We start from the raw sequence: 22253 nt of genomic DNA on the forward strand, positions 1-22253 counted from the left end.
GAGTGTTATCCGATACGGCCCAGCAGAAGGAACTCCATCAGCGCCTTCTGGACGTGCATTCGATTCTCGGCCTCGTCCCACACCACGCTTTGCGGCCCGTCAATGACCTCGGCCTCCACCTCTTCGCCGCGGTGCGCCGGCAGGCAGTGCATGAAGAGCGCATCGGGCTGGGCCACGGCCATCATCTCGCGGTCGACGCACCAGTCGGCGAAGGCCTTCATGCGGGCTTCGTTCTCGGCCTCGTAGCCCATGCTCGTCCACACGTCGGTGGTCACGAGGTGGGCGCCGCGGCAGGCGTCGAGCGGGTTCTTGAAGGTCTTCAGGCACTGCGTGTTGGCCACGCCGGCCACCTGGGGGTCGATCTCGTAGCCGGTGGGCGTGCTCACGTGGAGCGTGAAGCCGAGGATGTCGGCCGCCTGCAGCCAGGTGTTGGCCATGTTGTTGCCGTCGCCCACCCAGGCCACCGTCTTGCCGCGGATGCTGCCGCGGTGCTCGATGAAGGTGAAGATGTCGGCCAGGATCTGGCAGGGGTGGTACTCGTTGGTGAGGCCGTTGATGACCGGCACGCGCGAGTTGGCGGCGAAGGTCTCGATCTTGGTCTGCTCGTAGGTGCGGATCATCACCAGGTCGACCATGCGGCTGATGACCTTGGCCGAGTCTTCCACCGGCTCGGCGCGGCCGAGCTGGCTGTCGCCGGTGGTGAGGTGCACCACGGAGCCGCCCATCTGGTACATGCCCGCCTCGAAGCTCACGCGGGTGCGCGTGCTGGCCTTCTCGAAGATCATGGCCAGCGTGCGGTCGGTGAGCGGCGTGTACTTCTCGTAGTTCTTGAAGCGCTGCTTGATGATCGCGGTGCGCTCGAAGAGGTAGGCGTATTCCTCGGCGCGCAAGTCCTTGAACTGGAGGTAGTGCTTGATGAGGCTCATGCCGGGCTTCATGACGCGGGCTTGGCGAAAAACGCCTTGATCAGCGGGCAGAGGATGGCGAGCAGCTGCTTCACCTCGTCGGCGTTGATGATGAGCGCGGGCAGCAGGCGCACCACCTTGTCGGCGGTCACGCTGATCATGAGGCCGGCTTCAGCGGCCTGGCCGAGCAGCTCGCCACAGGGGCGGTCGAGCTCGACGCCGATCATCAGGCCCTGGCCGCGGATGTCGACCACGCCGGGCAGGCTACCCAGCTCGCGCTTCAGCCCCTCGGTGATCAGCTGGCCCATGCTGGCGGCGTTCTCGAGCAGCTTGTCCTCTTCCATGATGCGCAGCGTCTCGACACCGGCGCGCATGGCGAGCGGGTTGCCGCCGAAGGTGGTGCCGTGGTTGCCGGGGCCGAACACGTTGGCGGCTTTCGGGCCGCAGACGAAGGCGCCGATGGGCACGCCCGAGCCCAGGCCCTTGGCGAGTGGCATCACGTCGGGCTTGATGCCGGCCCATTGGTGGGCGAACCACTTGCCGGTGCGGCCCATGCCGCATTGCACTTCGTCGAGCATGAGCAGCCAGCCTTTTTCGTCGCAGATGCGGCGGGCCTGGCGCAGGTACTCGGCATGCGTGGGGTTGATGCCGCCTTCGCCCTGGATCACTTCCAGGAAGATGGCGACGACGTTGGGGTTGGACGCGGCGACCTTCTCGATGGCGGCAATGTCGTTCAGCGGCACGCGCACGAAGCCTTCGACCAGCGGGCCGAAACCGGCCTGCACCTTGGGGTTGCCGGTGGCCGAGAGCGTGGCGATCGAGCGGCCGTGGAAGGCGCGTTCATAGACGATGATCTCCGGCTTCTCGATGCCCTTGTCATGGCCGAACTTGCGCGCGATCTTGAGCGCGCCTTCGTTGGCTTCGAGGCCCGAGTTGCAGAAGAAGACGTTGGTCAGGCCCGAGATCTCGACCAGCTTGGCGGCGAGTTGCTCCTGCAGCGGCACCTGGTAGTAGTTGGAGCTGTGCATCAGCTTGCCGACCTGGTCTTGCAGCGCCGGCACGAGCTTGGGGTGCGCGTGGCCCAGCGTGTTGACCGCGATGCCGGAGAGCCCGTCGAGGTATTTCTTGCCGTTGGTGTCCCACAGCCAGCAGCCTCGGCCGTAGGCCAGCGCCATCGGCAGGCGGCCATAGGTTGGCATCACGTGCGGCATGGGGGAGGCAGACAGCTTGTCGGGGGCGTTCATGGAGGGGCTCCGAAAGAATGACGCTGGAAGAGACAAGGCCCGCAGGGAAGTGCGGGCCTGGGGCGTTTGATTCTAAAGGGGGTGTATGGCGCCACCGCCTCGTGGAAGGGGTGATGGCCCGTTGAGTTTTGCAAAGGTCTCGTTCGGCAAACGCGAACGATGTGGGGTGCGGCGGGGACCCGTTCACGCACCGCGCTTTCAGGGCGCAATGCGGCGAGCCGATAAGTCCTCATGGACGTGGCAGAACTCACCCCGACGCGTGCTGCATCGCAGCACATGCGAGGCACAATAGCGCCTTCACCGCAGGCCGTATCAGGGCACGACCCGAGCGCGGCACGCCGTGCCGACCCCGCGTGCCACCGCATGACCACCGCCAAACCCCGAGAAGTTTTCATCCAGGGCCTGACCAAGGACGGCAGGACCTTCCGCCCGAGCGATTGGGCAGAGCGCTTGGCGGGGGCGATGTCGTGCTTCCGCCCTGGCGGCGCCACGGCCGGCGGCCCCGGCGCCTTCATCGGCTACTCGCCGTATTGCGTGCCGCGGGTGATCAACGGCGTGAAATGCGTGATCGTCAACGAGGCACTGCGCGACATCGAGATCATGGCGTGGGACTTCGTCATGAACTTCGCACGCGACAACGAGCTGCAGGTGACCGAGGCCTGCCTATTGCCGGAACCGCCGTCCAAGCCCCAGGCGTGACGATGCCACCCCGGAAATGAAAAAACCCGCCTTTCGGCGGGTTTTCTCTTCGCAGTACCGGGAAATCAGTTTCAGGCGGCGGTGGCGAGGGCCTTGACCTTGGCCGACAGGCGGCTCTTGTGGCGAGCGGCCTTGTTCTTGTGAAAGAGGCCCTTGTCTGCCACGGAGTCGATCACGCTCTGGGCGGCCTTGAAGATTTCGGTGGCTTTCGCCTTGTCGCCAGCGGCAACAGCCTTCTGGACGTTCTTGATCACGGTGCGGAACTTCGAGCGCAGCGCGGTGTTGGCAGCGTTCAGCTTGACGTCTTGACGCACGCGCTTGCGGCCAGAGGCGATGCGGACGGTCTTTTTGGCTTTGGAGGAGGTTGCCATGGAGCTTGTACCCGGTTTGAGCGAAGTCCGCGAGTATAGCAGGCACAGCCGCGCAGCCGCAAACGGCGGGTAGGCGCTCCCTATAATCCCGCCGCCCATGAACCTGCTGCGCGCCGCGTCGACCGTCTCCCTGCTGACCCTGGCCTCGCGCATCACCGGCCTGGCCCGTGACACCCTCATCGCCGCGGCCTTCGGCGCGAGCGGCTGGGCCGACGCGTTCAACGTCGCGTTCCGCATTCCCAACCTGCTGCGGCGCCTCTTCGCCGAAGGCGCCTTCGCGCAGGCCTTCGTGCCGCTGCTGGGCGAGACCCGCGGGCGCGAGGGCGACGAGGCCACGCGCCGGCTGATCGACGCCGTCGCCACCATGCTCTTCTGGGCGCTGATCGTGACGGTCGCCCTCGGCATGGTGGCCGCGCCGGCCGTGGTGTGGCTGATGGCTTCGGCGCTGCAGGAGTTCGACGGCGCGGTCGTGATGACCCGCATCATGTTCCCGTACATCGGCTTCATGTCGCTGGTGGCGCTGGCCGCGGGCGTGCTCAACACCTGGAAGCGCTTCGCGGTGCCGGCCGCGACGCCGGTGCTGCTCAACCTCTCGATGATCCTGGCGGCCTGGCTGCTGGTGCCGCAGTTCCGCCGCTGGGGCGTCGAGCCGGCCTATGCGCTGGCGGTGGGCGTGATGGTGGGCGGCGTGCTGCAGCTGGCGATCCAGGTGCCGGCGCTGATGCGCATCGGCTGCCTGCCGCGCATCGGGCTCACGCCCTCGCGCATTGCGGCGGCATGGCACCACCCCGGCGTACACCGCACCTTGCAGCTGATGCTGCCCGCGGTGCTGGGGGTGTCGGTCGCGCAGCTGTCGATGATCATCAACACGCAGATCGCGTCGCACGTGTCGGTGGGCGCGGTCTCGTGGCTCTTCTATGCCGACCGGCTGATGGAGTTCCCGACCGGCCTGCTGGGCGTGGCGCTCGGCGTGGTGCTGATCCCGCAGCTCTCGCAGGCGCACGGGCGCGGCGACGCCGCGGGATATTCGGCGATGCTCGACTGGGGTCTGCGCCTGGTGTTGCTGCTGACGCTGCCCTGCGCCGCGGCCCTGCTGGTCTTCGGAACGCCGCTGATCGCGGTGCTCTTCCACCGCGGCCAGTTCACCGCGGCCGACGTGCAGCAGACGGTGATGGCCCTGCGGGGCTACGGCGTCGGCCTGATCGGCATCGTGGCGGTGAAGGTGCTGGCACCCGGCTTCTATGCGAGCCTCAATGTGCGCACACCGGTGAAGATTGCCATCGGCGTGCTGGTGCTCACGCAGATCCTCAACTGGCTGCTCGTGCCGCACCTCGGGCATGCGGCGCTCGCGCTCTCGATCAGCCTGGGCGCGACCGTCAATGCGCTGCTGCTTTTCTTCGGCCTGCGCCGGCGCGGCAGCTACGTGCCGAGCCCCGGCTGGGCCGCTTTTGCCGCGCGGGTGGTGCTGGCGACCGCCGTGATGAGCGGTGCGCTCTGGTATGCCGCCGGCCTGTTCGACTGGGTGGCGCTCGGCCGACACGAATGGCAGCGCGTAGGCTGGCTCGCGGCCTGCATGACGGGCGCCGTGCTGCTGTACTTCGCCACGCTGCTGGCCACCGGCCTCAAGTTCAAGCAATTCATGCGGCGCGGATAGACTGGCCGCCCAACGCTTGAACGCCATGCCCACCTTCCCGCAGTTCCAGGCTCAGACCCCGCTGGAGTACTTCGCCCTGCTGGTGGCCGACGACGACAACTTCTCCTTGCTCGAGGCGGCCATCTCGCTCGGCCAGGACGACAACCCCTCGCTTGACACCCAGGCGGTGCTGCACCAGATCGACACGCTGGCGGCGCGCCTCAAGGTGCGTGTGCCGGCCGATGCCGGACCGCGCCAGCGCCTGCGCGTGCTGAACCAGTTCTTCTTCAACGAGCTGGGGTTCGCCGGCAACGTCAACAACTACTACGACCCGGCGAACAGCATGCTCGCCGCGGTGCTTGAAACGCGTCGCGGCATCCCGATCACGCTGGCGCTGCTCTACATCGAATTCGCGCAGCAGGCAGGCTTGCGCGCGCGTGGCGTCTCGTTCCCGGGCCACTTCCTCGTGAAGGTCAAGCTCAGCGAGGGCGAAGTGGTGATCGACCCCTTCACCGGCCAATCGCTCTCGCGCGAGCGTCTCGACGAGCTGTTGTTGCCCTACCGGCGCCGGCAAGGCCTGACCGGCGACCTCGACGTGCCGCTCAGCCTCTTCCTGCAGGCCGCGCCGCCGCGCGACGTGATGGCGCGCATGCTGCGCAACCTGAAGGAGATCTACCGCACAGGCGCCGATTGGCCGCGCCTCGTGGCGGTGCTGAACCGCCTGGTCGTGCTGCTGCCCCAGGCCTGGGACGAGCGCCGAGACCGTGGCCTCGCGCAGGCCGAGATGGGCGCGCTCGATGCGGCGGCGCTCGACCTCGGCGCCTACCTCGCCCATTGCGCGGACGCCCCCGACCGCGACGCCATCGGCCAGCGCCTGATGGCCTTGCGCGAGCCGGGCCCCGGCCCGCTGCACTGACCGCTGTATGAACGGCCAGCACCCCGCGGCCTGCCCCTAGAATCTGCCGCTTCCGCGGCTTCGCTCATCCCCAGGCGACGATGCAACTCACTCCCGCCCAGCGGCAAACCCTCTCCTGGCTCCTGATCGCCGTCATCGGCATGCTGTTGGTGTGGCTGCTGGCGCCGGTGCTCATGCCCTTCCTCTTCGCGGGCATCCTGGCCTACATCCTCGAGCCGGCCGTGGAGAAGCTCGTGAAGCGCAAGCTGCCGCGGGTGCTGGCGGTCACGCTGGTGGAGGTGGCGGCCTTCGTGCTGATCCTGTCGGTGCTGCTGCTGATCGTGCCCATCGTGTCCAAGGAGCTGCCACTCTTGCGCGAGCAGCTGCCGCTTCTGGCCGACAAGCTCAACCACACCGTGTCGCCGTGGCTCGCGCAATACGGCATCGAGGTGGCGCTCGACGTGGCGAGCATCAAGGCCTTCATCGTCAAGTACCTCGGCGCCAACGTCGAAGACGGCCTGACCACGCTGCTCAGCTCGGCCCGCATCGGCGGCAGCTTTCTGCTGGCGCTGATCGGCAACGCGGTGCTGATCCCCGCGGTGCTGTTCTACCTGCTGATGGACTGGCCGCGGCTCGTTGCCCGCATCGACGGCCTCGTGCCGCCGCGCCTGCGCGACAGCGTGCGTGGCTTCGTGCGCGAAAGCGACGAGATGCTCGGCCAGTATCTGCGCGGCCAACTGCTGGTGATGGTGATCCTCGCCGTCTTCTACAGCGTGGGCCTCGCGCTCTTCCGCTTCGACCTCGCCTTGCCGGTGGGTGTGTTCACCGGGCTGGCGGTCTTCATTCCGTACCTGGGCTTTGGCCTGGGGATGCTGCTGGCGCTGATCGCCGGCGTGCTGCAGTTCGCCAGCTGGTACGGCGTGATCGCGGTCGCGGTGGTCTACGGCTTGGGGCAGGTGATCGAGAGCTTCGTCCTCACGCCGCGGCTGGTGGGCGAACGCATCGGCATCAACCCGCTGACGGTGATCTTCGCGCTGCTGGCCTTCGGCCATCTCGCGGGCTTCGTCGGCGTGCTGCTGGCCCTGCCGGTGTGCGCAGTGCTGGTGGTCGCCGGCAAGCGGGCGCTGGCCTGGTACACGGGCAGCAAGCTCTATCTGGGTTGAGCGTGAGACAGATCCCCCTGGCCATCGCAGACGAGCCTGTGCGGTCGTTCGACAGTTTTGTCGCCGGCGCGAACCTCGCCGCGGTGGAGCATCTGCGCGGCGTGATGCTGCAGGCAGCGCCGGTCTACCTGTGGGGCCCGTCCGGTGTGGGCAAGACCCATTTGCTCCAGGCGCTTGCCCATCACGCGCAGCGTGCCGGGGGCCGGGTGGGCTGGTTCAACGCCGCGTCGGCCGTGCCCTGGGACTTCGACGAGAGCCTCGCCCTGATCGTGTTCGACGACTGCGACCGTTTCGACGAAGCCCAGCAGCACGCCGCGTTCGCCCTTTTCGTCGAAGCCACGACCCACCGAATCCCGGTGGCGGCAGCGGGCCTGCTGCCGCCGGTTGACCTGCCGCTGCGCGACGACCTGCGCACCCGCCTCGGCTGGGGCCACGTCTTTGCGCTGGCGCCGCTGGCCGAGTCGGAAGCACGCGCCGCGATGCGCCGCGAGGCCGACCGCCGCGGCCTCTTTCTTTCCGATGACGTGATGAGCTACCTTTTGACGCGCTTCGCGCGCGACCTCAAGCACCTGATGACGGTGCTCGACCGGCTCGACGAATTCGCCCTTGTCCACAAGCGCGCGATCACCGTGCCGCTGCTCAAGCAGATGCTGGCCGAAGAGAAGGGCATGGCATGACGCGCAACCTGTGCCTGTTCGACCTCGACGACACCCTGATCCCGCTCGACTCCGACCACGCCTGGGGCCGCTTCATGATCCGGCAGGGCTGGGTCGATGCCGACGAATTCGACAAGCAGAACGACGTCTTCTTCGCCCACTACAAGGCCGGCACGCTCGACATCCACGCCTACATCGCCTTTGCCACTGCCCCCTGGCGCGAGCGCCCGGCGAGCGAGCGGCAGGCCGCGCAAGACCGCTTCATGCAGGAAGTGATCGCGCCCCAGATGCGGCCCGCCGCCCGAGACTTGGTGTTGCACCACCAGCAGCAGGGCGACCTGGTGGCCATCGTCACCGCCACCAATGAGTTCGTGACGGCCCCCATTGCCCGCGCGTTCGGCGTGCCCCACCTGCTTGCCGTCGAGCTCGAAAAAGACCCCGGGGGTAACATCACCGGCCGCATCGCCGGGGTGCCCTCGTTCCGCGAAGGCAAGACGGTGCGCACGCACGAGTGGCTCGCGGGTCTGGGCCACAAGCTGCAGGACTTCGAGCGCATCAGCGTCTACAGCGATTCCGCCAACGACCTGCCGCTGCTCGAATTGGCGACCGACCCCGTGGCCACCAACCCTTCCGCCCCGCTCGAAGCCATCGCCCGCGAGCGGGGTTGGCGCATTCTTCGGCTGTTCGATTGACGGACTGATGATCAAGAAGTTCATAGACAAACTGCTGGGCAAGACCAGCGCCAAGCCGGCCATCCCCAAGGGCAAGCGGGTCGAAGTGCCGCTGGCCGAGCACAACATCGACCTCAAGCTCGTCGACGACAACGCCATCCGCGTCGTCAAGACCCTGGCCGACGCCGGCTACGAGGCCTACATCGTGGGCGGCGCGGTGCGCGACCTGCTGCTGGGCCTGCGGCCCAAAGACTTCGACGTGGCCACCAACGCCACGCCGGAGCAGGTGAAGAGCCTGTTCCGCCGCGCCTTCATCATCGGCCGGCGCTTTCGCATCGTTCACGTGGTGTTCGGGCGTGGGCGTGAGCATGAGGTGATCGAGGTGTCGACCTTCCGGGCGGTGCTCGACGCCTCGGCCTCGGAGCAGGTGGCCGGCAACGAGAAAACCTCCAAGGCCGAGCTGGCCGACAAGCACCATGCGGTCGACGCCAGCGGCCGCGTGCTGCGCGACAACGTCTGGGGCCCGCAGATCGAAGACGCCGCGCGGCGCGACTTCACCGTCAACGCGATGTACTACGACCCGCAGAAGCAGATCGTGGTCGACTACCACGGCGGCATCAAGGACGCGAAGAAGAAGGTCCTGCGCATGATCGGCGACCCGGTCACGCGCTACCGCGAAGACCCGGTGCGCATCGTGCGCGTGGTGCGCTTCGCCGCCAAGCTCGGCTTCACGATCGACCCGAAGACGCGCGCGCCGATCCGCGAGCTGGCCGGCCTTCTCGACGACGTGCCCGCCTCGCGCACCTTCGACGAGATGATCAAGCTCCTGCAGACGGGCCATGCGCTGGCGAGCATCGAAGAGCTGCGCAAGCAAGGCCTGGTGGGCGAGCGCACCGGCGTGTTCCCCATCCTCGACGTGGTGCTGGCCGATGCCAACAAGCACCCCGAGCGGCAAAAGTTCGTGGAGCTGGCCCTGTCGGACACCGACCGGCGTGTCAACGAAGGCAAGCCGGTGGCGCCGAGCTTCATGCTCGCCTGCATGCTCTGGCACGACGTGCTCGACCGCTGGGAGAAATTGAAGAAGAAGGGCGAGCCGCCGTTCCCGGCGCTTCAGCAGTCGGTCGACGCGGTGTTCGATGCGCGCATCGGCGACATCTCCGGCCGCGGCAAGCTGGCCGCCGACATGCGCGAGATCTGGCTCATGCAGCCACGTTTCGAGCGGCGCACCGGCAACGGCCCGTTTGCGCTGGTGGAGCAGCCGCGCTTCCGCGCCGGCTTCGACTTCCTGCGCCTGCGGGCTGACGCGGGTGAGGGCGACCCCGAGCTGGCCCGCTGGTGGGAGGAGTTCTCGCTGGCCGACGAAGAGAAGCGTGCCCGGCTCGTGGAGCAGGTGCGTGGCCCGGGTGGCTCGCGCCGGCGTGCACCGGCGGCCGCCGCAGCGCCGGCCGCCACCGAAGGCGAGGGTGACAGCAGCTACCCCGAGGGCAGCAGCGATGCGCCCCGCAAGCGCCGCCGCCGTCGCCGCAAGCCTGCGGGCGGTGGCGCGGGCGATGCCGCCCCGCCGTCCAACAGCTGACACGCAACCACGTGGTGCCGTTGCTGGCCTACATCGGCCTGGGGGCCAACCTGGGCGACCCAGCCGAGACCGTGCGCACGGCCATCGAGGCGCTCGGCCGCATGCCGGCGAGCCGGGTCGAAACTGTCTCGTCGCTCTATCGCAGCGCGCCCGTTCATGCCGACGGGCCTGAGTTCATCAACGCCGTGGCCGCGCTGCACACCACGCTGACGGCGTATGAATTGCTCGCCCAACTGCAGGCCATCGAGGCTGAGTTCGGCCGCGAGCGGCCGTATGTCAATGCCCCCCGCACGCTCGATCTCGACCTGCTGCTGTATGGCGACCGCGAGATCGCGTCTGACGACCTCACCGTGCCGCACCCTCGCATGCACGAACGCGCCTTCGTGCTGCAGCCCCTGGCCGAACTGGCCGGCGATGGCCTCGTGATCCCCGGCCGCGGGCCGATCGCGACGTTCTTGCCAGCCGTCGCCACGCAAGCCATCACCCGACTGGAGACCGCATGAACATGACCCGCACACGCCTGCCCGAGCGTGCGTCGCCGCTGGAAGCCGGCTTCCGGCCGGAAGGGCTGGCCCGGCTGACGGCCGCATTCCAGGATCAGATCGACCGCCAGCGCCTTCCGGGCGTCGTCGCGATGGTGGTGCGTGGCGGCAAGCTGGCGTACTTCGAGGCCCTGGGCCGGCGCGACCCGGCGCTGCCCGAGCCGATGCAGCGCGACAGCATCTTCCGCATCTACTCGATGACCAAGCCCATCGTGTCGGTGGCGGTGATGATGCTGTTCGAGGAAGGGCGTCTCTTCCTGCACGATCCGGTGGCGAAGTACCTGCCGGAATTCAAGGACGTGGCGGTCGGCGTGGTGCGCGCCGACGGCCAGATCGACAGCGTGCCTGCCGAGCGCGCGATGACGGTGCAGGACCTGCTGCGCCACACCTCGGGCCTCACTTACGAGATCCTGGCCGAAGCGCCCATCCGCAAGCTCTACGCCCGCGCCAAGATCTACCGCCGCGACTGGACCAATGCCGATTTCAGCCAGGCCCTGGCCAAGCTGCCGCTCATGTACCAGCCGGGCACCGTGTGGGACTACAGCCGCGCGACCGACGTGCTCGGCCGCCTGGTGGAAGTGGTCTCGGGCCAGCCGCTGCGAGACTTCTTCACCAGCCGCATCTTCGAGCCGCTGCGCATGATCGACACCGGGTTCCACGTGCCGGCGATGTCGCAAGGCCGGCTGGCCGAGCCGTTCGCGAACGACCCCGACACGGGCGCCGAGGTGCGCGTGCTCGACGTGCGCGACCCTGTCGCCCTGGACATGGGCGGTGGAGGCCTCGTGTCGACCGCCACCGACTACGCGCGCTTCACGCAGATGCTGCTCAACAAAGGCGTGCTCGACGGCCAGCGCCTGCTCAGCCGCAAGACCATCGAGCTGATGACGAGCGACCACCTGGGCACGATCCCGAGCGTCAACGACCTGCTGCCGCCGGGGCACGGTTTTGGCCTGGGTTTTGCTGTGCGCCTGCAGGCGGGCATCACGCCGGTGGCGGGCTCGGCGGGGGCGTATTTTTGGGGCGGCATGGCCGGCACCACCTTCTGGGTCGACCCGGCGGAAGACATGCACGCGGTGCTGATGGTGCAGGCGCCGGGGCAGCGCGACGAGGTGCGGGCCTTGTTCCGCAACCTGGTCTACGGTGCGATCGGCGATTGAGATTCAGATGAAAGAAGGCAGCTCGACATGACCGGCATCTCGATTCCGTTGCAGACCGTGGCGCTGCTCGTGGCCTCGAACGTCTTCATGACGTTCGCGTGGTACGGCCATTTGAAGAGTCTGTCGGCCAGCCCCTGGTACATCGCGGCGCTCATCAGCTGGGGCATCGCGCTCTTCGAATACCTGCTGCAGGTGCCGGCCAACCGCATCGGGTACAGCGGCGGTTTCACGCTCGCGCAGCTCAAGATCACGCAGGAGGTGATCACGCTGGCGGTCTTCGTGCCGTTTGCGATGGTCTACATGAAGGAGCCGTTCAAGCTCGACTACCTTTGGGCCGGCCTGTGCCTCATCGGCGCGGTCTATTTCATCTTCCGCAACTGATGTCGGCGCAGGGCCTCGAACGCTTCCGCCACATCGCCATCGAAGGCCCGATCGGCGCGGGCAAGAGTTCGCTCGCACGCCGCCTCGCCGCGCATCTGGGCGCCGAGCTGATGCTCGAGCGAGCCGACGAGAACCCGTACCTCGAACGCTTCTACGCCGACGTGCCCGGCTATGCGTTCCAGACGCAGGTGTTCTTCCTCTTCCAGCGCATGCGCCAGGTGCGCGAACTGGCCCAGCCCGGCCTGCTTGCGCCGGCGGTCGTCAGCGACTTCATGCTCGCCAAGGATTCGCTCTTCGCCCGCATGAACCTGAGCGACGAGGAGTACCGCCTCTACCAGCAGATGTACGCCCAGGTCTCGGCGCAGTTGCCGCAGCCCGATCTCGTCATCTGGCTGCAGGCCTCGCCGCCCACGCTCATCCAGCGCATCAAGCAGCGTGGCATCGCCATGGAGCAGCGCATCGCGGCCGACTACCTGCAGAAGCTCTGCGATGCGTATGCCGATTACTTCCAGAGCTTCGACGGGGCGCCGCTGATGGTGGTGAACAGCGAGAACTTCAACCCGGTGGAGCGCGAAGCCGATTTCCACGCGCTCGTCAACGCCCTGGCCGAATTCCAGGGCCCGCGGTCGATGTTCGACTTGCGTCCGCTCGGGCCGGGCTGAACCCGGGCGCTACACTCTGCGCCTTGTCGTTGTGACCGTTCTGTGACAGAGCCGCATCAAGCGGCCTGATGAGCCCCCCTCCCTGGAGAACCACCATGTTGTTTGGCAAGCTGCTGCCACGCGAAGGCAATTTTTTCGAGCTTTTCAACCAGCATGCGAATTTCATCGTCGAAGGTGCGCGCGCCTTCATCGCGATGATCGAGAACTACAACAACCTCGACCAGCGTGAGAAGTACGCCAACCTGGTGGTGTCGGCCGAGCGCTCCGCCGACAAGGTGACGGCCGAGGTCAACCGCCTGCTGCACAAGACCTTCATCACCCCCATCGACCGCGAGCAGATCCACAGCCTGATCAACGCGATGGACGACATCGTCGACCTGCTGCAGGACGCGACCGAGACCATGCAGCTCTACGACGTGAAGGCGATGACCGAAGAGGTGCTGCGCCTGGGCGACCTGAGCGCCAAGTGCTGCGAGCGTGTGCAGCATGCCGTCTCGCTGCTGCCCAAGCTCAGCCAGAGCGACGCCGCCGAGGCGGCGATCAAGACCTGCGAAGAGATCGACAAGCTCGAGTCGGACGCCGACCGGGTGATGCGCTCGGCAATGTCGAAGCTCTTCCGCGAAGAGACCGACGTGCGAGAGCTGATCAAGCTGAAGGCGATCTACGAGCAGCTCGAGTCCATCTCCGATCGCTGCGAAGACGTGGCCAATCTCATCGAGGGCGTCGTCCTCGAAAATTCCTGATCCCACCCGGAGCTGCGGATGCAAACGATCCAGGTGGCGTTCTGGGTGGTGGCGATGCTGGTCGTGCTGGCCCTGCTGTTCGACTTCATGAACGGCTTCCACGACGCGGCGAACTCGATTGCGACGGTGGTGTCGACCGGCGTGCTGAAGCCTCAGCAGGCGGTGCTGTTCGCGGCGTTCTTCAACGTGCTCGCGATCATGGTGTTCCACCTCAACGTGGCGGCCACGGTGGGCAAGGGCATCGTCGATGCGGGGGTGGTCGACCACCATGTGGTGTTCGGCGCGCTGATCGGGGCGATCACCTGGAACGTGATCACCTGGTGGTATGGCATCCCGTCGAGCTCCTCGCATGCGCTGATCGGCGGCATCTGCGGCGCGGTGATCGGCAAGGCCGGCATTGGCGCGCTGATCGGGTCGGGCGTGTTCAAGGTGGTGGCGTTCATCTTCGTGTCGCCGCTGCTGGGCTTCATCCTCGGCTCGCTGCTGATGGTGGTGGTGGCCTGGGTCTGCCGGCGCAGCTCGCCGCTTCGGGTCGACAACTGGTTCCGAAGGCTGCAGCTGGTGTCGGCCGGGCTGTACAGCCTGGGCCACGGCGGCAACGACGCGCAGAAGACCATCGGCATCATCTGGATGCTGCTCATCGCAACGGGCTACTCGGCCGTGGGCGACAAGCTGCCGCCGACCTGGACGATCTGGGCCTGCTACCTGGCCATTGGCCTGGGCACGATGTTCGGCGGCTGGCGCATCGTGAAGACCATGGGCCAGAAGATCACCAAGCTCAAGCCGGTGGGCGGCTTCTGTGCCGAAACGGGCGGGGCGCTGACGCTCTTCCTGGCCACGGCGATGGGTGTGCCGGTGTCGACCACCCACACCATCACCGGCGCCATCGTCGGCGTGGGCTCGGTGCGCAGCGCCTCGTCGGTGCGCTGGGGGGTGGCCGGCAACATCGTCTGGGCCTGGATCTTCACCATCCCGGCCTCGGCCTTCGTGGCCGGGATCTTCTACTGGATCAGCCTCTCGCTGTTCGCGTGAAGGCTCGCCGCAAGGTCACTGGCTGATCTTGCGGCCTTCTTCCACCTGGTACTCGAAGTAGCGCTGGCCGCCGTAGGCGATGGTGGCCATCAGCACGGTGGCGCCGACCCCGAGACACAACACCACGGCAAACACGACACCCCAGCCGGCTTCATGCTGGCGGCCGGCGTCGGCGTTGTAGCGCTCGTTCCAGCGTTCGTCGGGCATGAGGCCATAGACGATGCCGGCGAGCATCGCGCCTGCGAGGGCCAAGCCGAGCAGCGGCACCAGGGCCCATGACACATGGTCGTCCTGCCCGAGCGTGTAGGCGCGCAGCACGCCGTAGAGGCCGACGAGCGTGGGCAGCGGCCAGAGCCAACCCCAGGTATCGCGCGAGCCGTAGAGGTAGAAGCGGTGCAGGCCCAGGCCACCGCCGATCAGGGCCAGCCAGGCCGCCAAAGTCTTGGATTTGTAGGCGTTCATGCGAGAGGCGGGCGTGCGCCAGGGAGCCTGTGAGTTTATAATGCGCGGTTTCGATGGCGGTGGGCCCTGGGGTCACCTCAAAGCCTGCGTATCTACGACATCGAACCATTTGGCAGGAGTCTCACTTCTGCTTTTTCGATCTGCCTGGCCCTGAGTGTCTCCTGTGGTGCGGTGGATGTTGTCAGGAATCGAGGAAACAACATGGTCGTGATTCGACTCTCACGTGGTGGCGCCAAGAAGCGCCCGTTCTACAACATCGTCGTCGCTGATTCGCGCAACCGTCGTGACGGCCGCTTCATCGAGCGCGTCGGCTTCTACAACCCCGTCGCTTCCGGCGCCGAGCAGCCGCTGCGCGTGGCCTTCGACCGCGTCGACTACTGGACCGGCAACGGCGCCCAGCTGTCGCCCACGGTCGCTCGCCTGGTGGCTGACGCCAAGGCCAAAGCGGCCTGACGACGGCTGTGGCTTCCTCCGCCCCGGCGGCCGGCACCCCAGCCGACGCCTGGCCTGAAGACGCGGTGGAGGTCGGTCGCATCGTCGACGCCTGGGGAGTAAAAGGCTGGATCAAGGTCCAGCCTTTTGCATCTGACCCCCAGGCTTTGTTCTCGACCAAGCGCTGGTACCTCCAGCCGCCTGAGGGGCCGGTCGTCAAGCGGCCCGTGGCTGCCAAACCGGCAGCACCGTTCCCCTCTCTCCTCAAGATCGTGCAGGCCAAGGACCACGGCGACGTGGTGGTGGCCCAGGTGCAGGAAGTCGAAGACCGCAGCGGGGCCGAGGCCCTGCGCGGAGGCCGGATCTTCGTCTCGCGTGCGAGTTTCCCGACCGCCGATGCCGATGAGTACTACTGGGTCGACCTGATCGGCATGGCCGTGGTCAACCGCCAGGGCGAGGGCTTGGGCACCGTCGTCGGTTTGATCGACACCGGCCCGCACAGCGTGTTGCGCATCCAGCCAGAAGACCCCAAGGCGGAAGAACGGCTCGTGCCCTTCGTCTCGGCCTATGTGGATGACGTGAAGACGGCCGAGAAGCGCATCACCGTCGACTGGGGCCTCGACTATTGAGGTTCGGGAAGCATGCGCTTCGACGTCGTCACGATTTTCCCCGAGCTCTTCACACCGCATCTGACGCAGGGCGTGACCCGCCGCGCCTTCGAGTCGGGCCAGGTGGACGTGCGCCTGTGGCCGCTGCGAGACCATGCGGACAACAACTACCGCCGCGTCGATGACCGTCCCTATGGCGGCGGGCCCGGCATGGTGATGCTGGTCGAGCCGCTGCAGCGGGCGCTGGAGGCGATTCGCGCATCGCGCGGCGACAGGGCGCCCGTGGTGCATTTCACGCCCACTGGCCGGCGCCTGGACCAGGCGATCGTGCAGGAATTCGCGACAGGTGAGGGTGCGGTGCTGCTGTGTGGCCGCTATGAAGGCATCGACCAGCGTTTCATCGAGCGGCACGTCGACATCGAACTGAGCCTGGGGGATTTCGTGCTCTCTGGCGGCGAGATCCCCGCCCTCAGCCTGCTGGACGCGGTGGCCCGTCTGCAGGAGGGTGTGCTGAACGACGCCCAGTCGCATGAGCAGGACAGCTTCTCCGATGGCTTGCTGGACTGCCCGCACTACAGCCGCCCCGAGGTGCTCGAAACGCCGGACGGACCTCTGCCGGTGCCGCCCGTGCTCCTGTCGGGGCACCACGCCGCCATTGCGCGGTGGCGCCGCGAGCAGTCGCTCGCATTGACGGCACGCCGCCGCCCCGACTTGATCGACGCTGCCCGAGCCCGCGGCGCGCTGTCGGCTGCGGATGAGAAGTATCTGCTCTCACTTGGGCTATAATTTCCGGTTTTCCGATCCTCTGCCCCGGAGAGGTGTGTCACCTGACCCACCCAGATCAATCAAGACCCGCGCTGGCACGATCACTAGGAGCTTTCCGTGAACCTCATCCAGACCCTCGAGCAAGAAGAGATTGCTCGCCTCGGCAAGAAGATCCCCGAGTTCGCCCCCGGCGACACCGTGATCGTCAGCGTCAACGTCGTTGAAGGCACCCGCAAGCGTGTCCAGGCCTATGAAGGCGTGGTCATCGCCAAGCGCAACCGCGGCCTCAACTCCAGCTTCATCGTGCGCAAGATCTCCAGCGGCGAAGGCGTGGAGCGTACGTTCCAGCTGTACAGCCCGCTGATCTCGAACATCGAAGTCAAGCGCCGCGGCGATGTGCGCCGTGCCAAGCTGTACTTCCTGCGTGAGCGCTCCGGCAAGTCGGCCCGAATCAAGGAAAAGCTCGCTTAAGCGGGCCCGCGCCCAGCGCGTCTCAAAAAGCCGCCTCCCGAGGCGGCTTTTTCGTTTCCAATCCAATTCGCTATGGCCCTGAGTTTCGATCCGCTCGAGTTGCCGGTGGCGTCGGTCGACGGTCACCTGCCCGCCGTGTCGCTGGAAGAGTTGCGCGCCGAAGCCTTGCGTCGCCGCTTCGTGGCACCGCCCGTGTGGGCACCGGAAATCGCAGTCGAGCGCCAGTTCACGCAGCGCGAGCCGACGCATGCCTCGGTGCTGGTCCCGCTGACCCAGCGCGACGAGGGTCTGGCCGTGCTGCTGACCCAGCGCACCGACCATCTGCACGACCACCCGGGGCAGGTGAGCTTCCCCGGCGGGCGGGCCGAGCCTGAAGATCCCGACGCTGTGGCCACTGCGTTGCGCGAAGCCGAGGAGGAGATCGGCCTCCTGCCCTCGTTCGTCGACGTGATCGGTCAGCTGCCCACCTACACCACCGGCACCGGGTTCATCGTGACGCCGGTGGTGGGGGTGCTGCAACCGGGCTACAGCCTGCAGCCCGACCCGTTCGAGGTGGCGGAAGTCTTCGAGGTGCCGCTGTCGTTTCTGATGAACCCGGCCAACCATCGCTGGCACGAGGTCGAGACGGGCGGCGTGAAGCGCGAGTTCCTCTCGATGCCGTGGACGGGCATCGACGCCTCTGGCCAGCCCCGGCGTTACTTCGTGTGGGGCGCGACCGCCGCGATGTTGCGCAACCTCTACCGCTTTCTTGCCGCGTAAAGGGGCGCCGCTATCATCGGCCGCACATGAGTTTCTTCGCCGTTTTGTTCGCGCTCCTCATCGAGCAGCTCAAGCCCCTGCCGCGCGTCAATTTCGTCCATGATTCCCTGCGGGGTTGGATGCACTGGACGGGCCGCAACTTCGATGCCGGCAAGCCCCATCACGCCTGGGTCGTGTGGGGCGTGACGGCGCTGGTGCCGGCGCTGCTGGCCTGGGGCCTCTATCTCGTGGCGGCGCAGTTCGGGTTCGTGGCCGCGCTGGCGTGGAACGTCGCGGTGCTCTACGTGACGATGGGCTTTCGCCAGTTCAGCCACTACTTCACCGACATCCGGGACGCCCTGCAGCGTGGCGATGAGACCACCGCCCGCAGCCTGCTGGCAGAGTGGCGCCATCTCGATGCGAGCGAGCTGCCCCGCACCGAGTTGCTGCGCCATGTGATCGAACATTCGCTGCTCGCGGCGCACCGCCATGTGTTCGGCGTGTTCTTCTGGTTCGTCGTGCTGTCGACGCTGGGTTTCGGCCCGGCCGGTGCGGTGCTCTATCGCATGGCCGAGTTCGCCAGCCGCTACTGGGGTTTCAAGAGCCGCGTGGTCGGCATCCCCAGCAACGAGCGCCTGCTCGCGTTGTCGCAACGGGTTTTCAGCCTGGTCGACCACCTGCCGGCGCGCCTGACCGCCTTTGGTTTTGCGGTGGTGGGCAACTTCGAGGAAGCGGCGGCCTGCTGGCGGCGCGATGCGCATCTGTGGAAGCACGCCAACGAGGGGATCATCCTGGCCGCGGCGGCCGGTGCCGTCGGCGTGCAACTCGGCGGCACGGCCGCACCCGGCGTGACCCCCGACCGGTCCAAGACCTTCGACAGCGGCGCCAGCGAAGACACCGCCGGTGCCGAAGGCTCCACGCCGGGCGCCTTGCCCCAGCTCGATCACCTGCGCAGCATCGTCGGCCTGGTGTGGCGCTCGGTCGTCTTGTGGATGCTGCTGTTGGCCTTGCTCTCGCTGGCCAACCTCATCGGCTGATCAATAGCGGGTGGGCGCCGAGAGCTCGGCGAACAGCTCCGAGTAGATGCGGTAGCGCGACTCGTTCACCTCGCCCGCCTCGAGCGCTGCGCGCACACCGCAGCCTGGCTCATGCAGGTGGGTGCAGTTGTAGAACTTGCAGTGCTGCGAGGGGCCCGCGAGGTCGGGCATCAGGCGTGGCAGGTCTTGCGCGCTGATCTGGCGCAGGCCGAATTCCTGGAACCCCGGTGAGTCGATCAGCCCCGTGAGGCGGCTCTCGTCCAGCCAGTACCACTGCGTGGACGTGGTGGTGTGCTTGCCTGAGTTGAGCGCTTGCGAGATCTCGCCCACCTGCGCGCGCGCGTCGGGCGCCAGCAGGTTGATCAGGGTGCTCTTGCCGGTGCCGCTCGGCCCGAGCACGAGCGTCGCCTGGCCTTGCAGCAGTGAGAAGAGGGCGGCGCGCGCCTCTTCGGGGCGAGCCTTCAGCGCCACCTCGCGCACGTCGTAGCCCATTGCGGCATACGGCTTCAAGCGCTCGCGGGCAGTGGTGATCTGCGGCAGGTCGGCCTTGTTGAGGAGGATGCGTGCGCTGATGCCGGCGCTCTCGGCGGCCATCAGTGCGCGGGCCAGCTGCGATTCGCTGAACACCGGCTCGGCGGCCACCATCACGAGGATCTGGTCGAGGTTGGCGGCGAACGATTTTGTCTTCCACTCGTCCTGCCGGAACAGCAGGTTGCGCCGAGGCTCCACATGCTCGATGACACCTTCGTCGCCCGTCGGCTGCCAGCGCACACGATCGCCGACCACGCAGTCGCTTTTCTTGCCGCGCGGGTGGCAGATGACGCGCCGGCCCTCGGGCGTTTCGACGACGTAGTGGCGGCCGTAGCCGGCCACCACCAGCCCGACATCGAGCTCAGCCGACAAAGGCCACCAGCGCGTCGGCCTTGGCCGCGCAGATGAAGTCGTTGATCGAGATGCCGCCCACCGAATGTGTGTTGTAGCGGACCACGCAGCGGTTGTAGCTCACGAGCAGGTCGGGGTGGTGGTCTTCGGTGTGCGCGACCCACGCCAGCGCGTTCACGAACGCCATCGTCTCGTGGTAGTTCTTGAAGCTGAAGGTCTTCTCGATGGCACCGTCTTTCAGATGCCAGCCACTCACCTGCGCCAGGTGGTCGTGGATCTCACGGTCGTTCATGGGCGCGCCGCTGAGCGGCTGGCACTTGCGGTTGAGCAGGTGGGTCATGCGCGACTCGCTTGAAGGCTGGCGTGCGACTGGATGGCGGTGAGCCGCTCCAGTGCGGCCGGGTGGGAGTAATAGAAGCGAACGTACACCGGATCGGGCGTCAGCGTCGAGGCATTGTCTTCATGCAGCTTGAGCAGGGCCGCCGCCAGGTCTTGCCCGCTGGCCTGTGCGCAGGCATAGGCGTCGGCCTGGAATTCGTGCTTGCGCGAGAGCTGCGCAAAAAGCGGCGAAACGAAGAACGCGAACACCGGCACCACCAGCAGGAAGAGCAGGAGTGCCACCGCATCGTTCGGTGCGCCGAGCGAGGGCTGCACACCCAGGGCCGTGTAGAACCAGGTCTGGCTCGACAGCCAGCCCAGCAGCGCGAAGCCCGCGAGGCTCATCGCGAACATTGAGACCATGCGTTTGGTCACGTGCTTGTGCTTGAAGTGGCCGAGTTCGTGGGCCAGCACCGCCTCCACCTCGCCGGGGGTGAGCTTGTGAAGCAGCGTGTCGAAGAACACCACGCGCTTGGCGGCACCCAGGCCGGTGAAGTACGCGTTGGCATGGGCCGAGCGCTTGCTGCCGTCCATCACGAAGAGGCCCTTGGCCTGGAAGCCGCAGCGCTGCATCAGCGTCTGCACACGGGCCTTGAGCGACTCGTCGGCGAGGGGCTGGAACTTGTTGAAGAGCGGGGCGATGACGGTCGGGTAGAGCACGAGGATCAAGAGGTTGAAACCCATCCATGCGCCCCAGGCCCACAGCCACCACAAGGTGCCGGCCGCGCCCATCAGCCACAGGATCAGCGCGGCGATTGGCAGCCCGATGAGGGCGCCCACGATCACGCCCTTGACCATGTCGGCGAGGTAGAGCTTCCACGTCATGCGGTTGAAGCCGAAACGCTGCTCGATGCGGAAGGTGCTGTACAGCTCGAAGGGCAGGTCGAGCAGCCCGCCGATGAAGGCGAAGGCCGCCAGCAGGGCGAGCTGGTAGGCCATGCCGCCGAAGCGCGGCTCGATGGCGTCTCGCACGGCCACGTTGAGGAGGTCCAGGCCGCCGAGCAGCGTCCAACCCAGCAGCACAGCGCTCCCAAAGGCGGTGCTTAACAGGCCGAAGCGGCCCTTGGCGAGGGTGTAGTCGGCGGCTTTCTGATGGGCCGCGAGTGGCGTGGTCTGCGCAAAGGCGGGGGGCACCGTGTCGCGGTGGGCCGCCACGTGGCGCATCTGGCGCGTGGACAGCCAGAACTTCACCAGCAGCGAGACCACGAGCGCTGCGGCGAAGAGCAGGGTGAGAGCGGTGCTTTGCATAGATCAGAAGTGTAGGCTGCGAGAATGCCCCGCCAAGGAGAAGCGCATGACCGACAACACCACCAACCCCATCCTGCCCAGCAGCGACCAGAACCTCATCTGGATCGACCTCGAGATGACCGGCCTCTACCCCAACACCGACCGCATCATCGAGATCGCGGTGGTGGTGACCGATGCCAACCTGACGCAGCGTGTGGAGGGCCCCGTGTTCGCCGTCCACCAGAGTGACGCCACGCTCGACGCGATGGACGCCTGGAACAAGGGCACGCACGGCAAGAGCGGGCTGATCGACCGGGTGAAGGCCTCGACCATCAATGAAGACAGCGCCCAGGCTCAGATGATCGACTTCCTGAAGCGCTATGTGCCCAAGGGCAAGTCGCCGATGTGCGGCAACAGCATCTGCCAGGACCGCCGCTTCCTCGCCAACTACATGCCCGCGCTGGAAGATTTCTTCCACTACCGCAACCTCGACGTCAGCACGCTCAAGGAACTGGCCAAGCGCTGGAAGCCCGACATCCTCGCCGGCTTCAAGAAGGCCCAGGCGCACACGGCGCTGGCCGACATCCACGAGTCGATCGACGAGCTCGTGTACTACCGCGAGCATTTCCTCGCGAAATAAAGGGCTGAGGCCTCGTGGAAACCCGAGGTCGCTGCTACAATCCGCGCTTCGCCTGAGCATGGAAGTCTGATTTGGTGCTCTGGCGTTTCGTTCATCCCCTCTGACCTCATCGAGTCTTCCCACAGCCCAGTGCTGTGCGGCCTGTTCGAACCCACATCGGGAATGGTTGGCGGCGATGCCGTCGCTTTGACTGTTCCTGATCCCCACCGCCGGCGGCTTTGCCGGTCACGGTTCGGACCTTCTCCCCAGCGACTTCACCTGCGAGCCCTTTGATGGCTGCGCG

The 22253-nt window shown here is 66.8% G+C and carries 27 protein-coding genes; 20 read left to right on the top strand and 7 right to left on the bottom strand.

Annotation, left to right across the window (positions count from 1 at the left end):
- Nucleotides 1–5: 5 nt before the first annotated feature.
- Nucleotides 6–938: an ornithine carbamoyltransferase gene (gene argF, locus KF892_00090; protein MBX3623381.1), complete on the bottom strand. Its 933-nt coding sequence runs from the start codon at nt 936–938 to the stop codon at nt 6–8.
- Nucleotides 935–2104, bottom strand: coding sequence for an aspartate aminotransferase family protein (locus KF892_00095; protein ID MBX3623382.1), 1170 nt, complete (start codon nt 2102–2104; stop codon nt 935–937). Before KF892_00095 ends, argF begins: the two co-directional genes overlap by 4 nt.
- A 408-nt stretch (nt 2105–2512) precedes the next feature.
- On the opposite strand from KF892_00095, the gene KF892_00100 reads away from it, so the two are divergent.
- Complete coding sequence (locus KF892_00100) at nt 2513–2848, top strand: DUF3579 domain-containing protein (protein MBX3623383.1); 336 nt, start codon at nt 2513–2515, stop codon at nt 2846–2848.
- A 71-nt stretch (nt 2849–2919) separates the two neighbouring features.
- On the opposite strand, the gene rpsT is transcribed toward KF892_00100, so the two are convergent.
- The gene (gene rpsT / locus KF892_00105; protein ID MBX3623384.1) at nt 2920–3219 is read right to left on the bottom strand and encodes a 30S ribosomal protein S20; all 300 of its coding nucleotides are present in this window, start codon (nt 3217–3219) and stop codon (nt 2920–2922) included.
- A gap of 97 nt (nt 3220–3316) precedes the next feature.
- Between rpsT and murJ the strand changes: the two genes are divergently transcribed.
- The 12 genes from murJ to KF892_00165 all read left to right on the top strand — a co-directional run bounded on the left by murJ (nt 3317) and on the right by KF892_00165 (nt 14330).
- On the top strand, nt 3317–4873 hold the full coding sequence (murJ, locus tag KF892_00110; protein ID MBX3623385.1) for a murein biosynthesis integral membrane protein MurJ: 1557 nt from the start codon (nt 3317–3319) through the stop codon (nt 4871–4873).
- A 25-nt stretch (nt 4874–4898) separates the two neighbouring features.
- Nucleotides 4899–5768 (top strand): tetratricopeptide repeat protein, encoded by an 870-nt coding sequence (locus tag KF892_00115; protein MBX3623386.1) that lies wholly within the window; start codon nt 4899–4901, stop codon nt 5766–5768.
- A gap of 80 nt (nt 5769–5848) precedes the next feature.
- On the top strand, nt 5849–6910 hold the full coding sequence (locus KF892_00120) for an AI-2E family transporter (GenBank protein ID MBX3623387.1): 1062 nt from the start codon (nt 5849–5851) through the stop codon (nt 6908–6910).
- Nucleotides 6911–6912: 2 nt separating this feature from the next.
- Nucleotides 6913–7587, top strand: a complete 675-nt coding sequence (hda, locus tag KF892_00125) for a DnaA regulatory inactivator Hda (GenBank protein ID MBX3623388.1) — start codon at nt 6913–6915, stop codon at nt 7585–7587.
- A complete protein-coding gene (locus tag KF892_00130) occupies nt 7584–8258 on the top strand; it encodes an HAD family phosphatase (GenBank protein ID MBX3623389.1) in 675 nt (224 codons plus the stop codon). Before hda ends, KF892_00130 begins: the two co-directional genes overlap by 4 nt.
- 7 nt (nt 8259–8265) lie before the next feature.
- The gene (pcnB, locus tag KF892_00135) at nt 8266–9813 is read left to right on the top strand and encodes a polynucleotide adenylyltransferase PcnB (GenBank protein ID MBX3623390.1); all 1548 of its coding nucleotides are present in this window, start codon (nt 8266–8268) and stop codon (nt 9811–9813) included.
- 20 nt (nt 9814–9833) lie between these two features.
- Nucleotides 9834–10316, top strand: a complete 483-nt coding sequence (gene folK / locus KF892_00140) for a 2-amino-4-hydroxy-6-hydroxymethyldihydropteridine diphosphokinase (protein MBX3623391.1) — start codon at nt 9834–9836, stop codon at nt 10314–10316.
- A 2-nt stretch (nt 10317–10318) separates the two neighbouring features.
- Nucleotides 10319–11512, top strand: a complete 1194-nt coding sequence (locus tag KF892_00145; GenBank protein MBX3623392.1) for a beta-lactamase family protein — start codon at nt 10319–10321, stop codon at nt 11510–11512.
- A gap of 27 nt (nt 11513–11539) precedes the next feature.
- Nucleotides 11540–11893 carry a DMT family protein gene (locus KF892_00150; protein ID MBX3623393.1) on the top strand — a complete coding sequence of 118 codons (354 nt, stop codon included), beginning with the start codon at nt 11540–11542 and terminating at the stop codon, nt 11891–11893.
- The gene (locus KF892_00155) at nt 11893–12555 is read left to right on the top strand and encodes a deoxynucleoside kinase (GenBank protein MBX3623394.1); all 663 of its coding nucleotides are present in this window, start codon (nt 11893–11895) and stop codon (nt 12553–12555) included. The genes KF892_00150 and KF892_00155 overlap by 1 nt, the downstream gene beginning before the upstream one ends.
- A gap of 95 nt (nt 12556–12650) precedes the next feature.
- Nucleotides 12651–13298, top strand: a complete 648-nt coding sequence (locus tag KF892_00160; protein ID MBX3623395.1) for a DUF47 domain-containing protein — start codon at nt 12651–12653, stop codon at nt 13296–13298.
- 18 nt (nt 13299–13316) lie between these two features.
- Complete coding sequence (locus KF892_00165) at nt 13317–14330, top strand: inorganic phosphate transporter (protein ID MBX3623396.1); 1014 nt, start codon at nt 13317–13319, stop codon at nt 14328–14330.
- Nucleotides 14331–14345: 15 nt separating this feature from the next.
- On the opposite strand, the gene KF892_00170 is transcribed toward KF892_00165, so the two are convergent.
- Complete coding sequence (locus tag KF892_00170) at nt 14346–14792, bottom strand: hypothetical protein (protein ID MBX3623397.1); 447 nt, start codon at nt 14790–14792, stop codon at nt 14346–14348.
- 201 nt (nt 14793–14993) lie between these two features.
- Between KF892_00170 and rpsP the strand changes: the two genes are divergently transcribed.
- The 6 genes from rpsP to KF892_00200 all read left to right on the top strand — a co-directional run bounded on the left by rpsP (nt 14994) and on the right by KF892_00200 (nt 18843).
- The gene (gene rpsP / locus KF892_00175; GenBank protein MBX3623398.1) at nt 14994–15245 is read left to right on the top strand and encodes a 30S ribosomal protein S16; all 252 of its coding nucleotides are present in this window, start codon (nt 14994–14996) and stop codon (nt 15243–15245) included.
- 8 nt (nt 15246–15253) lie between these two features.
- Nucleotides 15254–15853, top strand: coding sequence for a ribosome maturation factor RimM (gene rimM, locus KF892_00180; GenBank protein ID MBX3623399.1), 600 nt, complete (start codon nt 15254–15256; stop codon nt 15851–15853).
- Nucleotides 15854–15865: 12 nt separating this feature from the next.
- Nucleotides 15866–16618 (top strand): tRNA (guanosine(37)-N1)-methyltransferase TrmD, encoded by a 753-nt coding sequence (gene trmD / locus KF892_00185; protein MBX3623400.1) that lies wholly within the window; start codon nt 15866–15868, stop codon nt 16616–16618.
- 96 nt (nt 16619–16714) lie between these two features.
- The gene (gene rplS, locus KF892_00190; protein ID MBX3623401.1) at nt 16715–17068 is read left to right on the top strand and encodes a 50S ribosomal protein L19; all 354 of its coding nucleotides are present in this window, start codon (nt 16715–16717) and stop codon (nt 17066–17068) included.
- Nucleotides 17069–17140: 72 nt separating this feature from the next.
- On the top strand, nt 17141–17827 hold the full coding sequence (locus KF892_00195; GenBank protein MBX3623402.1) for a CoA pyrophosphatase: 687 nt from the start codon (nt 17141–17143) through the stop codon (nt 17825–17827).
- 26 nt (nt 17828–17853) lie between these two features.
- Nucleotides 17854–18843, top strand: a complete 990-nt coding sequence (locus tag KF892_00200) for a CobD/CbiB family protein (protein ID MBX3623403.1) — start codon at nt 17854–17856, stop codon at nt 18841–18843.
- On the opposite strand, the gene rsgA is transcribed toward KF892_00200, so the two are convergent.
- From rsgA to KF892_00215, 3 genes are read right to left on the bottom strand one after another with little or no spacing between them, the layout of a single operon-like run.
- Nucleotides 18844–19746 (bottom strand): ribosome small subunit-dependent GTPase A, encoded by a 903-nt coding sequence (gene rsgA, locus KF892_00205; protein MBX3623404.1) that lies wholly within the window; start codon nt 19744–19746, stop codon nt 18844–18846.
- A complete protein-coding gene (locus KF892_00210) occupies nt 19736–20065 on the bottom strand; it encodes a 4a-hydroxytetrahydrobiopterin dehydratase (GenBank protein MBX3623405.1) in 330 nt (109 codons plus the stop codon). The genes rsgA and KF892_00210 overlap by 11 nt, the downstream gene beginning before the upstream one ends.
- Nucleotides 20062–21351, bottom strand: a complete 1290-nt coding sequence (locus tag KF892_00215) for a M48 family metallopeptidase (GenBank protein ID MBX3623406.1) — start codon at nt 21349–21351, stop codon at nt 20062–20064. Before KF892_00215 ends, KF892_00210 begins: the two co-directional genes overlap by 4 nt.
- Before the next feature lie 46 nt (nt 21352–21397).
- On the opposite strand from KF892_00215, the gene orn reads away from it, so the two are divergent.
- Nucleotides 21398–21970, top strand: coding sequence for an oligoribonuclease (gene orn / locus KF892_00220; GenBank protein MBX3623407.1), 573 nt, complete (start codon nt 21398–21400; stop codon nt 21968–21970).
- The last annotated feature ends 283 nt before the right edge of the window (nt 21971–22253 follow it).

The organism is Rhizobacter sp. (assembly GCA_019635355.1).
Taxonomy (GTDB): domain Bacteria; phylum Pseudomonadota; class Gammaproteobacteria; order Burkholderiales; family Burkholderiaceae_C; genus Rhizobacter.